The 16170-nt window shown below is 35.8% G+C and carries 6 protein-coding genes; all 6 read left to right on the forward strand.

Annotated features, from left to right (window positions below; genetic code table 11):
• The 6 genes from ACFFLS_RS19350 (at position 1) to ACFFLS_RS19375 (ending at position 16065) form a co-directional block, all read left to right on the forward strand.
• A complete protein-coding gene (locus ACFFLS_RS19350; protein WP_379682474.1) occupies positions 1-8550 on the forward strand; it encodes a T9SS type A sorting domain-containing protein in 8550 nt (2849 codons plus the stop codon).
• A gap of 66 nt (positions 8551-8616) precedes the next feature.
• A complete protein-coding gene (locus tag ACFFLS_RS19355; RefSeq protein ID WP_379682473.1) occupies positions 8617-9525 on the forward strand; it encodes an SGBP N-terminal domain-containing protein in 909 nt (302 codons plus the stop codon).
• The gene (locus ACFFLS_RS19360; RefSeq protein ID WP_379682472.1) at positions 9525-9905 is read left to right on the forward strand and encodes a hypothetical protein; all 381 of its coding nucleotides are present in this window, start codon (positions 9525-9527) and stop codon (positions 9903-9905) included. Before ACFFLS_RS19355 ends, ACFFLS_RS19360 begins: the two co-directional genes overlap by 1 nt.
• A 255-nt stretch (positions 9906-10160) precedes the next feature.
• Positions 10161-10463 (forward strand): hypothetical protein, encoded by a 303-nt coding sequence (locus tag ACFFLS_RS19365; protein ID WP_379682471.1) that lies wholly within the window; start codon positions 10161-10163, stop codon positions 10461-10463.
• 80 nt (positions 10464-10543) lie between these two features.
• Complete coding sequence (locus tag ACFFLS_RS19370) at positions 10544-14923, forward strand: CusA/CzcA family heavy metal efflux RND transporter (protein WP_379682470.1); 4380 nt, start codon at positions 10544-10546, stop codon at positions 14921-14923.
• A 5-nt stretch (positions 14924-14928) separates the two neighbouring features.
• Positions 14929-16065: an efflux RND transporter periplasmic adaptor subunit gene (locus tag ACFFLS_RS19375; protein ID WP_379682469.1), complete on the forward strand. Its 1137-nt coding sequence runs from the start codon at positions 14929-14931 to the stop codon at positions 16063-16065.
• Positions 16066-16170: the final 105 nt, after the last annotated feature.

A 16170-nucleotide genomic window follows, 5' to 3' on the forward strand; every position in this document is an offset into this window, starting at 1 on the left:
ATGAAGAAAATAATTGCAGTTCTCGGAATGTTTGTTCTGGGAATGGGACTCTATGCTCAAAATAACACTGGAGCTAAAGTAGTACCCGTTTCGCAGGCTATTCAAAAAAATGGCTTCAACATACAGGTTGGACTTCCTTTTTTGGGACAAAAAGCTGAAGCACGAAAAGCTACAGATTCTGTTTATATACGTTTTCCATGGAGTATTTTGTATCTATACCAAACATTTGCAGAAGAATCTTTTAATGTTTCAAAAGGTTTTTATGGAGATAAGGTTTTGATTTCTTGGAATTTAAGAGCCAATCAAAATTTGGTAAAAAACATCAAAATCTATAGAAGGGTTTATACTGAGGCGGGAAATCTTCCTTATAATTTAGTAGTAGGTCTTCCTTCTACCGAAACGGTATATGAAGATAAATATGTAGAAGGAGGTGTTTTGTACGAATATAAAGTAGAAGCGCAAGGAATTAGTGACATTCCTCAACTTTACAGCACCTATATTACGGGCATTGGATACAGAAATCCTACAGCAGTTGTAACTGGTAATATTAGCTACAAAGGCGGAAACCCTGTTAAAGATGTGGTAGTTACGGCAACTCCAAATGGCAGCGGTGCTGTTAAAGGAAGCAGCTTGAATATTCCTGAATCTGGTTTTGTAGACCTAAGAGGATTAAGCACAACTATTTCAACTGCTGCTACTTTTGAGGCTTGGCTAAAACCAAATGGTGCTTATACAAGTGATTCAGATAAAGCGATTCGATTGTTTAACCTTTCGAGTTCGAAAAGTACAGCTAATCTTGATGTTACTGTAAAATTAAATCCAGTTGCTAAATCACTCGATGTTACTATTGGCAATAATACCTATAGATTAAACAATTATTTTCCTTCGGGTAATTTAAACTCAAGAGGAAATGATTTACTGATACCTGTTTCAGAATTCAATAAATCATTCGTTCACTTTTCTGTTGTAATTAATGATAATCAAGTTCCATTATTATACATTAATGGAAGGCAGATTACACAAGCATATGCAACTGAAGCCGACAGTAAATTAAAAGGTGTTGATGCCTCTTATACTGCTCCTTATTTTAGTGCTGTAATTCCAACCGGTACTGTAAGTCTTTCTGGTGTGACTTGGGACAATGCTAAAGTGGGTGGAGGAAAATCAAGTTACATCGACGAAATCAGAATTTGGAAAGCGGCATTAGAATCGTCTGTCATTAGAACAGATTATTCGAGATTTATAAGCGGAAACGATTCTAGACTTGTCACTTACCTAAGAGCCAATGAAAAAGCAGGAAGTTTTGCTTACGATTTGTCTCGAAGTGGTTTTACTTATAATGAAAATCACGGTAAACTTTGGGATGCCAATACAGCAGTAGACAAAAAAGTTTTATGGGCTACAGAAGCCGATAATTACCCGACAACCTCTCAATTAGGAGTTTTAGGAGTAACTGATGCTAAAGGAAATTATCAAATCAGCGCGATTCAGTATTCGGGTTCAGGAGAATCTTATAACATTACTCCAATGTACGGTCAACATAAATTTGAGCCGAACCAGCAATTGGTTTATTTAGGACTGGGTTCTGAGGTAGTTAATAAAATTGATTTTGTCGATCAATCTTCGTTTAGTTTCAAAGGTGTTGTAGCTTATGATACTCACCTCGTTTTTAAATCTTATGCGGAAGTGGATGGTCGGAAAGCAGAAAATACGATTGCGGGAGGTGCTAATATTCTTGACGAAGGCTATAACTATTACGAAATTAAGGGAGAAAAGTTTCCTAAAGCTAAATATAGGAAAAATGACAATCGAACTCCTACAGATAAATCAGACGATTATTTAGATCGTTATGCTTCAATTTATACCGTCGGAGCGAATGTCTACATCGACGGAAATATTGTTCTAGATGCCAATAACATCCCTGTAGTTACAGACGATAATGGTTATTTTGATGTTAGTGTTCCTATTGGAAAACACTATATAACCATCAAAAAAGACGGACACCAATTTGTTTATAATGGACGTTTTCCAGCAGCTACAAGTGAATTTAAAGAGTTTTTTGAAGATTCTAATGAGCCTGTTTATTTTGTAGACAATACCAAAGTTACTGTTGTAGGTAAAGTTGTAGGAGGTTCTGTAGAAGCTGAAAAAACAATTGGTTTTGGAGGCGATGGTGTTGTAACCAAAACTATTGTTGATTCTGGAATTACAAAAAATCTTGAAGTAAGTTCTAAAAACAACATTGGTCAAGCTAATTTTACATTAGGTTATGCACCAGTTGGCGCTAGTGTTACACCTTATACAAGATTTACTTATACTACCAATAAAGAATCGGGAGAATACAGAGTTGCGGTAATGCCTTTAAAATATAATCTAGAAGCAAATGATTTGGTTATTGAAACCAATTCAGGGATTCCTTTATTAAAAGCAGGAACTACTGAAACATTTGATTTTTCTGAAATTCCGGTCACTAAAACTCCTGAATTTAAGTATAAAGAAAACAATGTAGAAAAAACCTTGTCTGGAACGCCGTATCATTACGAAAAAAGTTTTACGTATCGATCAACTCCGGTATTGCAGGTTATCGAGCAGACTTCTGATAAAACTATCGATGTTGCCGGAACAAAAGTATCTACAGAAAACTTTGCAAAACCAATTTATACGCAATTTATGGCGTACAAAATTGTGATGAATCGTTTTGAACGTTATAGCAATAATGATTCGGGAACTGCTGTAGAAGTAAAAGTTCCTGTAACAGATGGTGAATTGGTAAAAACAAACAACATCGCTTTGCCAGATTCAGAAACAATCACAGCAGACGGAAGTACTTTGACATATTCATTTAAAGGTGGTATTCCATCTATAACACCTCCATTTGAAATAAAAAGTACTTTAAAATACCGTTTAAACGAAGTAGATTACCCAGTTGAGAATTTTAATGATACTGGAATCATTTTAGGTGGAAAAGCAGACGGAAGCCAGACTTTTGTAACTGCAGCGCCAGATGTTCCTGCTATTATTTTAAGAGACCCGCCGGGTTCTAATAGTTTTGCTTCGATTGAATCAGGTGAAAGTATTTCGTTTACATCTGAATCTTCTTTTGCACATCAAGAAGGAGTAGAAGAAGAACTTACGATTGCAGGAGGAATGTATTTTGAGCTTCAAGGAGGTTTAGTACCTACACCAAAAGTAACAATAGAACAACAAAACTCAGCAGTTACGGGAATGTCGCTGTCTAATACTTCTCAAGATGGTAAGACAGTAACAAGTACGTACACTTTTAGTAAAGCGATTTCAACCAGCGATGCTTCTGACTATGTAGGTTCAGATGGAGATTTATATATCGGAAACTCAAAAAACATATTTTACGGTTCGTACGATAATATTGAAACCTCTAAAACAATACCTCAAAAGTTTGTAAATGGTCGCTCTATGCCTTTGGATGCAAGCGAATATATCAATTTGGGTACGTCAAATGCTCCAGTTTATATCAGCAAGCAAAAGGCGCTTAGTTTTGTAGATAAACCGACTGAAACATTCTTTATCTATTCGCAAAAACACATTTTGACGACTTTGATTCCAGAGTATGAATTGTTTATTACCAACAATTTGAATGGACCAGATCCTAACTCTGCAGCGAATAAGCAAAAGCGAGAAGAATACGAAGAGAAGATTAGATTATGGCGAAAAGTAATTTTAGATAACGAAAAAGTAAAATATGCAGCAAAAAATGATCGTGCTGCTTATAAAACGGGCTTAACAGCTGTAGTCACAAACTTTAACAATCAAGTAAAGGGAGTTTATGACGGTACTAGCGATCCTGCCGCAAAATCAAGATTGACCAATCAGCTTACGCAGTCAAATGAGATTAAAAATATGCTTGGATCAGAATTTGAGAAAAACGTTTCTTTTGATGCTGGTTTAGGATCTTATTCTCGCAGTGTAGAGACAAGTGTGGTAGCTGCAACTACTACTTCATACAATTTGGTTATTGATCAGTCGGTCGCTGCAATAATAGGTTTTGAAGTAAATAAAGTAGGAATGGAAGCTAATACAAAAGCATTCTTTCAACAAGATATCAATTCATCATTATCTAAAGAAAAAGCAACAACGACTAACATCAGTTATACTTTCAAGGATAATGACAAAGCCAACTTTTTAAGTGTAGATGTTGTCAACTCTTTTGACGGTAACGGTCCAATTTTTATTACCCAGGGAGGAAGAACTTCTTGTCCGTATGAAGATGCAGAACAAACTCATTTCTATAACAAAAGCCAGTATAGCAATACGGCAACTGTAATTAATGAATTGCCTGAAGATAAACGTGAAAAATTAAGTTTTGCTACTCAAAAAGTAGAAGTTCCTGTGCTTGCAGTAACAGATAATGATGTTGCGAATGTTGTAGAAACTAAAAACGCTGAGTTTGAATTAAAACTTCAAAACAATAGTGTATCAGGTTCTGATGCCGATTTCTTATTAGTCGTAGACAATACAACTAATCCAAATAATGCAATTATTAATATTGAGCCAAATGGAACCATTGTTCACGTGCCTTATGGAAGAGAAGTCATTTATAAATTGACATTAGGTAAATCTATTTCAGATATTTATGATTACAAGGATATAAAAGTACGATTACAGTCATTATGCGACGGTTCAGATGTGAGCTCAGAAGTATTAGTTTCGGCTAGTTTCGTTCCGTCATGTTCAAGCGTAACGGTAAACGCACCTTTGAACAACTGGGTGTATAACAGAGAAAAAGCTTTTAATACTGATGGAACAACTAAACCGTTGGCAATAAACTTGAATGGATACAACACCAAGTTTAAAAGTTTCAAGAAAATAGATTTGGAGTATAAGTTAGCTACAAGTCCAAACTGGATTCGTTTGCATACCTATTACGGTACGACTGAATTTTATGATGAGGCTGTGAGAAATAATGAAACTCAGATTTCATCTATTGGCGCTGCAGCAAGTTTGGCTTACAATTTTGATATTGCTGGTCTAAAGTTAGCAAACGGAACTTATCAAATTAGAGCTAGAAGCACTTGTACGAATGATACAGAATTCATCTCTGAAGTTATTACAGGATTGGTTGATCTAAGTGCGCCTCAGTTATTTGGCACGCCTCTTCCGACAAACGGGATTTTAAGTGCGGGCGAAGATTTGAAGATAAGCTTTAACGAAAATATTTTCTACAATTCTGCAGTTAGTACAATCGAAATTAAAGGGCAGACCAATCAGTTAAAGATCGATCATAATGTGAGTCTGCGTTTTGAAGGCAGCAATAATACAGCAGTAATCAATAACCCTAGAATCAGTTCTGGAAACTTAAGTCTTGAATTCTGGTTGAATAACGAAACTAAGGCGTCAAGCGCTTCTATTGTTTCGCAAGATAGCGGTTTAAACATTGGTTTAAATAACGGAAATATTTCGTTCACATTAGGTGATGTTACCGTACAAGGAGGTTTGAAAAATGATAATTTATTTCATCATTATGCCTTTACTTACGACAGCAGCAATGGTGATTATAGAATTTTTGAAGATGATGTTGAAATTGGTTCGAAAGGCGGTAAAGCCAATACACAATTTGCCAACAACAACGCTTTGGTAGTTGGAGGAAATACGTTTGTGGGAAATATGCACGATCTTCGTTTATGGAATAAAACAGTAAGCAGAGAAGATGCTTACTCAAAAATGTATTCTAAAATGATGGGCAACGAAGCAAATCTGGCTGGCTATTGGCCAATGAACGAAGGAAGAGATGCTTTAGCAAAAGATTTGGCAAGATTTAAACATGCAACCGTAAATACTTCCTGGGATATCAAACCAAAAGGAACTTCATACGATTTTAACAACGGACAATATCTGGTTATGGACAATGTAAATTTTGTTCAGCTAACTAAAGAAATGGACGCTACTATGGAGTTTTGGATCAAAACAGGAACTTCGCAAGAAGCTACTATTTTCTCAAACGGAAAAGGTGACGGTTCAGATGTGATTCAAAGCAACGGATTATCTAATAAATGGTCTGTAGATATGAATACTTCTGGTAATCTTTTATTGAAAAGTGAAGGACAGTCTTATGTTTTAACAACAAAAGGACTTTCAGACAATGCATGGCACCAGGTAACTTTATTGTTCAATAGAGTGGGATCTTTGAGAACTTATGTAGATGCTAAATTAGTGTCTTCAAACCAGATGACAGCTATTGGAGGTTTCTCTGGAAATAAAATTTGGCTTGGAGCAAGAGGTGCAAGAGATCTTGCTGGAAAAGAAACAGTCGATCGAGTTTTTACAGGGAAGATTGATGAATTTCGTTTGTGGAATACACTTCGTAATGTGGAGCAAATAACAAGAGACAGTTATAATGAAGTTGATGTAGAAAGTATTGGTCTATTATTATACTCTAGAATGAATGTTCCAGATCCGGTTACAGCAAACGGACCTAGATATTATCATGCGGACACCAATCAGACTGTAGTGGTAAATAATGCCGTTTTAAGCAGCGGAACTGTGAGGTATTCAACTGATGCTCCTGCTATAAAACCAGAACGTCAGCTGGTTAAATTTGTAACCACAAATGTTATTAAAGATGGCGAAATGATTATTGCACCAGTCATTACAGATTGGGCGTCATTAGAAGGACAGATTTTAGATATTACGGTTCACAGAATGTTTGACAGTGCCAATAATATGCAGGAATCTCCAGTTACTTGGACAGCTTATGTGAATCGTAATGAAGTTAGCTGGTTTGCCGAAGGATACAACGAAATTGTAGATCTTACAAAGAATAGCGGCGAAACCAAAACTTTTGAAATTACATTAGCTAACAAAGGCGGGAAACAACAACCGTATAGCATTAACAATGCACCAAGCTGGTTAACTTTAAGTAAAACAAGCGGCACTTTAGATCCTAACAGTAAGACCACAATCAAGGCAACAGTTGACGAAAATGTGGCTGTAGGTGAGTATCTAGAGAATTTATACTTGCAGACAGATTTTGGCTACGACCAAAAACTACAAGTAAAATTAAGAGTATTAGCTCCAGAACCAAATTGGAATGTTGATCCTACACGTTTTGATTACAGTATGAATATCATCGGAAAAATAAAAGTAGACGGCGTACTGTCTGCTGATTCTTATGACAAAATTGCTGCTTTTTATAATGAAGAAGTAAGAGGATCTGTAAAATTGGTTTACAATGAAGCTTATAAGGAATATTTTGCCTTTTTAACGGTTTACAGCAATGCAAATTCTGGCGAAAATCTGAAATTTAAAATCTGGGATGCATCTCAGGGCAAAATTCTAGAAGCTTCTATAGAGTCTAATCAGTCTATTGTTTTTATGAATAATGAAGTATTAGGAACCTTAAGCAAGCCTTATATTTTTGTCAATTCAGGTTTAGTAGAGCAAGAAATTAAACTGAACAAAGGATGGACTTGGGTTTCTTTAAATACCAACGATGCCAATTTCTCAGATTTGAATGCATTGACGAAAGGTCTAAATTTAGAAACTTCTAACCGTATTTTAAGTCATTCTCCTGCATTGCTGGATACTTATTTTAAAGACAAATCAAATCCTGCAAACAGCGGATGGTCTGGTACAATAAGTGCAAACGGTGGACTTTCTTCTACTAAAATGTACAAAGTAAATGTAACAGAAGAGCAGACCTTAAAAATTAAAGGAAAAAATGTGGATGTTGCGACATGGAGTTTCCCAATAAAAGAAGAGTGGAACTGGCTTGCTTATCCTTTGGCATCTAACCAAACGACAAATGAGGCTTTGGCGTATTTTGATGCTGCAGATGGAGATGTTGTCAAATCTCAAAATCTGTTTGCAATTTATGATCCAATCATCGGATGGAACGGAACTTTAAAATACTTAGAAGCTGGTAAAGGTTACATGATCAAGTCAAGTAAACAGCAGACTTTTAAATATCCTGATAATTTGGAGAAAAGCAAAACCGGAAAATCGGCTTCAAATAATACACAGGAAGAAATCGCATCAGAGTTTACAACGTATTCACAAAATATGAATGCTGTTGTTTTGCTGCCACAAGGATTTGATGAATTGTTTGTCTACGATTCAAAAGGTGTCTTGAAAGGTAAAGCAAGAAATCAGATCATAAATGGAAAAGAATTGAGTTTCATAACCATTTTTGGAGATGATGCAGAAAATCTTTCATTTGCTCTGGGAGACGGCTTTTCAACAAAAACGACTTCAAAATCATTCACTTTTAAAGGAAATGAAGTGTTAGGAACCATTGCTGATCCGGTTATTTTAGAAGAAGTTTCTTCAGTTGGTGGAAACAGCATTTATCCAAACCCTTTTGGTGCAATTTTGAACATAGAATTGAATGCCGCTAAAAAGCAGGAAGTAAACATTCAGCTTTATTCCGTAAATGGTCAGTTGGTATTCAGTCAAAAGACTATCGTTGAAAGCGGTAGAAATGTGATTTCAATTTCTCCAAACATAGCACAAGGTGTTTATATTGTTGAGGCTGGAGTTGACGGGAAGCTGGTGAGAACTAAAGCGATCAAAAATTAAAAATCAATAATTGAGCTCCTAAAACAGCTGTCAAAGTTTGTTTTAGGAGTTTCTAATCAATTAAAAATGAGAAATTATATCCATATAACACTATTGCTTTTTATACTTAGCAATACTGTATTTGGCCAATCGCCAGACTGGTCAGTAAATGAAAATAAATTTCAATATACAATGTCATTCGAAGGTTTCCTCAATGTTGATGGAAAAGATTTAACGGATACTAAAGACAAGCTCGCTGCTTTTGTAAACGGAGAATGCCGCGGAATTGCCAGCCCAATTTATGTACAAACAGAAAAAAAGTACATGGTTTATTTGACTGTTTTTTCTAATACAGATAATGAAGTTGTCAGTTTCAGAATCTATGATTCGGCAAATAATGTTGTTAAAAATGTAGAAAAGACAAAGGTATTTGAAAACAACAAGCACTATGGAGATTTGTTTCAGTCGTATAGTTTTGCTAGTCCTGCCTTAAAAAGTGAAGCCGAAATTACAGATTTTAGCCTTAAGGATTTGAAGACAGCAAAAGTTGTTCAAGGCTCGCAGATAACGCTTTATGCAGGTAAAGGAATCAATGTTTCGACTTTAAACGCTTTGTTCGATTTAAGTCCTGGAGCCAAATTGTTTATCGGAACATCAAATAAAATTTCAGGATCAAATAGTATCGATTTTACGAATCCGGTGCAGTTTCAGGTTCTTTCTCAAGATCAATCCGTCCTAAAACAATGGACGGTTACGGTTAAATTAGGTACTGCATTATTTTACAAAAAAGATGCAGTATGTTATGCTGGTGGTGTAATCAAAGTTTTATACGATGAGAATGAAGTAGCCACTGAGTTGACAAAAGATGGTGTCAAAATTCTTACTCAAAACATACAGAATGGCCAGACAGTTTTTAACAATTTGGAAGCTGGAAAATATAATGTTAGTGTAGGCGGTACTACTAAAGAGATAGTTATAAATCAAAAACAACAATAATGAAAAATAAGCAATACTACATTTTGATTTTAGTCATGTTCGTTTTCTTAGGTTGTTCAGAACATGAAGAAACAGAAATTTATGTCCAAAACATTTCTTTTGTTCACGCTGATGGTTCAAAAATAGCAGAAAATGAATGCATCAATCCTAATGTAAAATACGGAATAAAGGTCGAAACAAATTTTGTCGATGTTAATAGGCCTTTTAGAGTAGATTATTCTGTAAATGGAGTGGTATATACAATGACTTTTACGATCAATACCTCACAGGTCAATCCGATTACCTTGACTAATGGTGAAAATGCCGCTCAAATTATAGGAACCAATTATAAGGCTACTTTAAAATATGTTGAGCAGGGAGATTTTGAACTTGTAGAATAAACACATAACGTTTGCATTTAAGATTGAGTCGTCAAATTATTGACGGCTCTTTCTTTTTTTTTTTTTGAGTTTAAATGGTTTTACAATTCAAAAAAGCAATTTTAGATACAGCTTATAGACTTTTCAAAGATTTAACACATATGTCTTGCGACAAATGCTTAATGTTAATATTTTTGTGCTGTGCGAAAAATTTGCCTGTACATATTAATCCTTTTGATCAACTTTAATAATTGCTTTTTTGGGCAATTGTCAAAAGTGCCTGTTCTTGTACAGCATTATATGGAACATCAGGAAAGATCAGGCGGACTCGATTTTACAGATTTTATCGCTATGCATTATTTAGGACAAGACATTAATGACAATGACGACGACCGGGATATGCAACTTCCTTTCAAAAAAGTAGATCCACATTCGCAACATATCGTTTTTATACCTAATAGAGTATATACTTCAACACTATCTTTCATACCATTAGATTCTGAATTTGTAAATAATTACAAAACAAATCTTCATACAAATCCTTATTTAGGAAGTCTTTTTAGACCTCCAATTTCATAATTCTTTTTATCGGAAGTAACGATGCCATGCAGTTTTATACCGTGTGAGCATTGCATTTTATTATTCCTCAAAAAGAAAATATGTTAAATAAAATAATCCAATTTTCAGTTAAAAACAAACTGGCGATTGGCATCTTTACATTACTGTGGATTATCTACGGTGTGTTTGAAGTGAGCCGTTTGCCAATTGATGCCGTACCTGACATCACTAATAATCAGGTGCAGATAATTACAACAGCTCCGTCATTAGGAGCAGAAGATGTCGAACGTCTTATTACTTTTCCAATAGAACAAGCGGTAAGCAATATTCCGCAGCTCAAAGAAAGTCGCAGTATTTCAAGATTTGGTTTGTCTGTTGTTTCTATTGTTTTTGATGACGATACAGATGTGTACTGGGCGCGTCAGCAGATTACAGAAAGGCTACAGAAAGTCGAAATCGACGAAAATGCCAATATGCCTGAAATGGCGCCTGTTACAACAGGTTTAGGAGAAATTTACCAATATGTCTTAAAACCACAACCTGGCTACGAAGATAAATATTCTCTAGCCGATTTGCGTACCATTCAAGACTGGACCGTTCGCAGACAGTTGCTAGGAACCAAAGGAATTGCTGATGTTTCTACCTTTGGAGGAAAACTAAAACAATATGAAGTTGCTGTAAATCCTGCGAGATTGAAAGCACAGAATCTAACAATCAGTGATATATTCACAGCATTGAGCAGAAGCAATCAAAACACAGGAGGCGCTTATATAGAAAAAGGCCCGACCGTATCTTATATACGAAGTGTTGGTCTTGCTAAGAAAATTGAAGATGTAGAGAATATTGTCATTAAGACGACTCAAGCAGGAACGCCAGTTTTGGTTAAAAATGTTGCAGACGTAAAATTGTCTTCGGCTATACGTTATGGTGCTTTAACAACAGACGATATTGGTGAATCTGTGGGAGGAATCGTTATGATGCTTAAAGGAGAAAATGCCAGCAATGTTATTGAAAATGTAAAGACAAAAGTCGCCGAGATTGAAAAAATTCTTCCTGAAGGACTTAAAATAGAACCTTTTTTAGATCGTACCAAAATGGTTGATAACGCAATTGGCACAGTCGAACACAATTTGTTGGAAGGCGCATTGATTGTCGTTTTGGTTTTGGTTCTTTTTCTAGGAAATTTAAGGGCTGGTCTTATTGTAGCATCCGTTATTCCGCTTGCCATGCTTTTTGCCATTATTATGATGAATACTTTTGGGGTAAGCGGCAATTTGATGAGTCTTGGAGCACTTGATTTCGGACTTATTGTAGACGGAGCAGTTATCATTGTTGAAGCTATTCTGCATCACCTGCATTCCTCTAAAAAATATCAAGTGATTCATAACATTTCTCAGGAGGAAATGGATAAGGAAGTTCAAGGTTCTGCTTCAAGAATGATGAACGCAGCTGTTTTTGGGCAGATTATTATTTTGATCGTTTACCTGCCGATTTTATCACTTCAGGGGATAGAAGGAAAAATGTTTAAACCAATGGCACAAACTGTCGCTTTTGCTATTTTGGGAGCATTTATTCTGTCGCTCACATACGTCCCGATGGTCAGTTCTTTATTCATCAGTAAAAAAATCAGCCATAGGCTTACTATTTCAGATCGAGTAATGCTCAAATTAGAAGGTTGGTACGAGAAAGCGCTTGCCAAAGCATTAGCAATTAAAAAAAGTATTGTAATTACGGCAATTGCTCTGTTTGGTTTTGCGGTTTTTTTATTTGGTTTAATGGGAGGAGAATTTATTCCGCAACTTGAAGAAGGCGATTTTGCAGTAGAAACCCGTTTGCTTCTGGGAACCAATCTTTCGACTACGACAGAAACGATTGTCAAAATTTCGAAAGCATTAAAGAAACAGTATCCTGAGGTTAAAAAAGTAGTTTCCCGAATAGGCAGTGCTGAAATTCCGACAGATCCAATGCCTATAGAAGGCGGGGATATGATTATAGTTTTAAAGGACAAATCAGAATGGACAAGCGCAGAATCTTTCTCAGAACTGGCCGAAAAAATGGCTAAAACGGTTCAAGAGGTTGCTCCCGGTGTTACGACTGGTTTTCAATTCCCGGTTCAAATGCGTTTTAACGAATTGATGACGGGAGCAAAACAAGATGTTGTCTGTAAAATATTTGGAGAAGATTTACAAAAGTTGGACGAATATTCAGAAAAATTAGGAGCCATAAGTCAGACTGTGCAAGGAACAGCCGATTTATATGTAGAGAAAGTTACCGGAATGCCTCAAATCGTAATCGATTATAATTGGGCAGAAATGGCGAAATACGGATTATATGTACAAGATGTTAATCGAACTGTAAATGCCGCTTTTGCTGGAGCTGTTGCAGGAAATATTTACGAAGGAGAAAAACGTTTTGATCTTGTTGTAAGGGTCGATAACAGTGGAAGACAAGGAATTGAGAATGTAAAAAACTTGTTGATTGCAACGCCATCGGGAGTACAAATTCCGCTATACCAGGTTGCATCTGTTCAGGAAATTGAAGGGCCAAATCAGATTCAGCGAGAAGATGCTAAACGTCGAATCATTGTAGGATTTAATGTTAGAGGTCGAGATGTTCAAAGTATAGTGAATGAATTAGAGCAAAAAGTGAAAGCTCAGATAAAACTAGATCCGGGTTATTATATCACTTATGGCGGTTCTTTCGAAAATTTGCAACAAGCAAAAAGCAGGCTTGGTATTGCAGTTCCAGCCGCCTTATTGATGATTTTCGGACTATTGTATTTTGCTTTCAAATCTTTTAAAGAAGGAATTATCATTTTTACCGCAATTCCATTATCGGCAATTGGAGGTGTTTTTGCGTTATGGATGCGTGATATGCCTTTCAGTATTTCGGCAGGAGTTGGTTTTATTGCGCTTTTTGGGGTTGCGGTATTAAACGGAATTGTATTGATATCTGAGTTTAACCGAATTCAAAAGGATGGAGAAATTACCGATCCTTTTCATATTATCATTACAGGAACAAAAAATAGGCTTCGTCCGGTTTTGATGACGGCTGCCGTAGCTTCTTTGGGATTTTTGCCAATGGCTTTAAGTAACGGAGCAGGAGCTGAGGTTCAACGTCCGTTGGCCACCGTAGTTATCGGCGGATTGGTGACTGCGACGCTTCTTACGCTTTTTGTGCTCCCGGCTATTTACCTGATGACTTACAGTATTAAACCTTTTAAAATGAAAAAGAAGAAAAAGAACATCACAACTGCTGTTATTGCTATATTTCTATTGATTGGTTTTAATGGGCTTTACGCACAGCAATCAGAAAAGATTTCGTTGCAGCAATCGATAGATATTGCACTTAAGAATAATAATCGTATCAAAGCGGCAAAACATAATGAAGACTCAAAAAACTTTTTAAGCAAATCGGGTTATGATATTCCCAAAACCCAGATTGATGGCGATTACGGACAATTTAACAGCCGACTAAAAGACACACGCTTTGGAATTAGTCAGGCCATAAACTTTCCAACCGTATATTCCAGACAAAAAAAAGCTTTTATTGCAGGTAGTGAAGCGGCAAAAATGCAAAACCAATTAACGCAGCAAGAGGTGAAAGCTGCGGTGCGCAAATTGTTTTACGAATTGATTTGGTTGGATAATAAACGAGAACTTCTTCATTATGCAGATAGCATTTACCGATTGATGGAAGAAAAGTCACAATTGCGATTTAAAACTGGAGAAACGAATGTTCTTGAGAAAAGCGCTTCGCAATCGGCTCGGCAATTTTATACCAATCAGTTAAATATGTTGGAATTGGATGTTGATATAGCATTGCGTTCTTTTAATGCTTTGTTGCAGGATGATAAAGTTTATATTCCAATAAAAAATAATGTAAAAATCAATATGGAGCAGTTTTCAGAAAAGGGCAATACAGACAATCTTCCTTTAGCTAAATTATGGCAACAAGAAGCCGAAGCTGCAAAATGGCGATGGAAAACAGAACAAGCCCGTTTGATGCCAGATTTTAGTTTAGGCTATAATAATTTGAGCATTAGTGGTTTTCAAACCAATGCAACTGGGCAGGAAGTGTATTATGGATCTGGAAATAGATTTAGTTATATTACAGCAGGAATTAGTGTTCCTTTATTTTTTGGAAGCCAGTCTGCAAGAAATAAATCAGCCAAAGCTGAATATCAAAACTTTGAGGCACAAGCAGAAGCTATAAAAATCGAAGTTTCGACGCAGACAAAAAACGCAGCCCAAGAAGTTCAAAAATACAACGAAAGTCTTCGTTATTACGAAAGTGAAGGATTGGCAAATGCGCAAACAATTATTGACGCCGCCAACAGTCAGCTGCGAAATGGAGATATCGATTATCTGCAATGGGTCTTGGTAGTAAATCAGGCTATTACGATCAAAAATGAATATCTAGATACGGTCAATAATTTCAATAAAGCTGTAATCGCTCTGCAAACATTAACAAATTTGTAAATTCAATGAAAAAAAACATATATATCGGAATAACAGCAGTTTTACTGTTTTTTATTTCTTGTGGTAAAAAAGAAGAAGCGTCTCAAAATGAAGCTTTAGAAAACAAAGAAACAAACACTATATCATTGTCGCCAGAACAAGCAAAAAATGCAGGGATAATTTTAGGAAATCCTCAGGAGAAAGAACTCAGCACAGTCATACAGCTTCAAGGTGAAGTGTCTGTACCGCCGCAAAGTTTGGTAAATGTGACATTTCCGTTAGGAGGATATGTGAAAAAGACTAATATAATTGCCGGAATGCATGTCAAAAAAGGTCAAGTTCTGGCAGTAATAGAAGAAATGCAGTTTATACAATTACAGCAAGATTATCTTACTGCAAAAGAACAGTTTAAAACAGCAAATCTAGAATACAACCGTCAAAAAGAGCTTAATGACAAAAAAGCAAGTAGTGATAAAGTTTTGGAGCAGATTACGGCTGAAAGAGAAACGCATAGAATAGCAATGTCGTCTTTAGGACAAAAACTAGAGCTGATTGGTTTGAATGTGAATCGTTTAACTGCGGCAAATATTACAAAATCTATTAATGTAATTTCGCCCGTAAACGGTTTGGTTTCAAAAGTGAATATCAATAATGGAAAATATATTGCGCCAACAGAAATGCTTTTCGAATTAACCAATATTCAGGATATAATACTCACCTTTAATGCTTTCGAAAAAGATGTGCAGTCTTTAAAAGTAGGACAACAGTTAGAAGTTTACAGCAACAATAATCCTGAAAAAAAGTTTGGCGCTTCAATACAATTTATAAATCATAGTTTAAACAACGACCGGGCAGCCGAAGTCGTTGCTCGTTTAAATCAATATAACAGTTTGTTTTTGCCTGGTTTATTTGTCAATGCCAATGTAGAAGTTACAACCAAAAAACAACTTACGCTACCCGAAAATGCTATTGTAGATTGGAAAGGGAAAAGTTATATTTTTTTATCAAGTGATAAGGATGTTTACCAAATTATTCCAGTCAAAGCTGGAGTTTCACAAAATGGCTTGAAGCAGTTTTCTGCAGACAACATTTCTTCTTCGTCAAGAGTTGTAGTTAAAAATAGTTATACTCTTTTAATGAAAGCAATGAATAGGCTCGAATAAGGTTTTGTAAAAAGACCAGATATATTGAAAAAAAGTAAGGAGGCAGATGTATCCTTACTTTTTTCATTAAAACGTAAATAATTAAGAAACTATTATTCTTTAAAA

Source organism: Flavobacterium procerum (assembly GCF_042431625.1).
GTDB lineage: Bacteria > Bacteroidota > Bacteroidia > Flavobacteriales > Flavobacteriaceae > Flavobacterium > Flavobacterium procerum.

What these genes read in the sequence shown, in the direction of transcription:
- ACFFLS_RS19375 (WP_379682469.1), top strand. Translation starts at nt 14,929, where the DNA reads ATGAAAAAAAACATATATATCGGAATAACAGCAGTTTTACTGTTTTTT.
- ACFFLS_RS19370 (WP_379682470.1), top strand. Translation starts at nt 10,544, where the DNA reads ATGTTAAATAAAATAATCCAATTTTCAGTTAAAAACAAACTGGCGATT.
- ACFFLS_RS19355 (WP_379682473.1), top strand. Translation starts at nt 8,617, where the DNA reads ATGAGAAATTATATCCATATAACACTATTGCTTTTTATACTTAGCAAT.
- ACFFLS_RS19360 (WP_379682472.1), top strand. Translation starts at nt 9,525, where the DNA reads ATGAAAAATAAGCAATACTACATTTTGATTTTAGTCATGTTCGTTTTC.
- ACFFLS_RS19350 (WP_379682474.1), top strand. Translation starts at nt 1, where the DNA reads ATGAAGAAAATAATTGCAGTTCTCGGAATGTTTGTTCTGGGAATGGGA.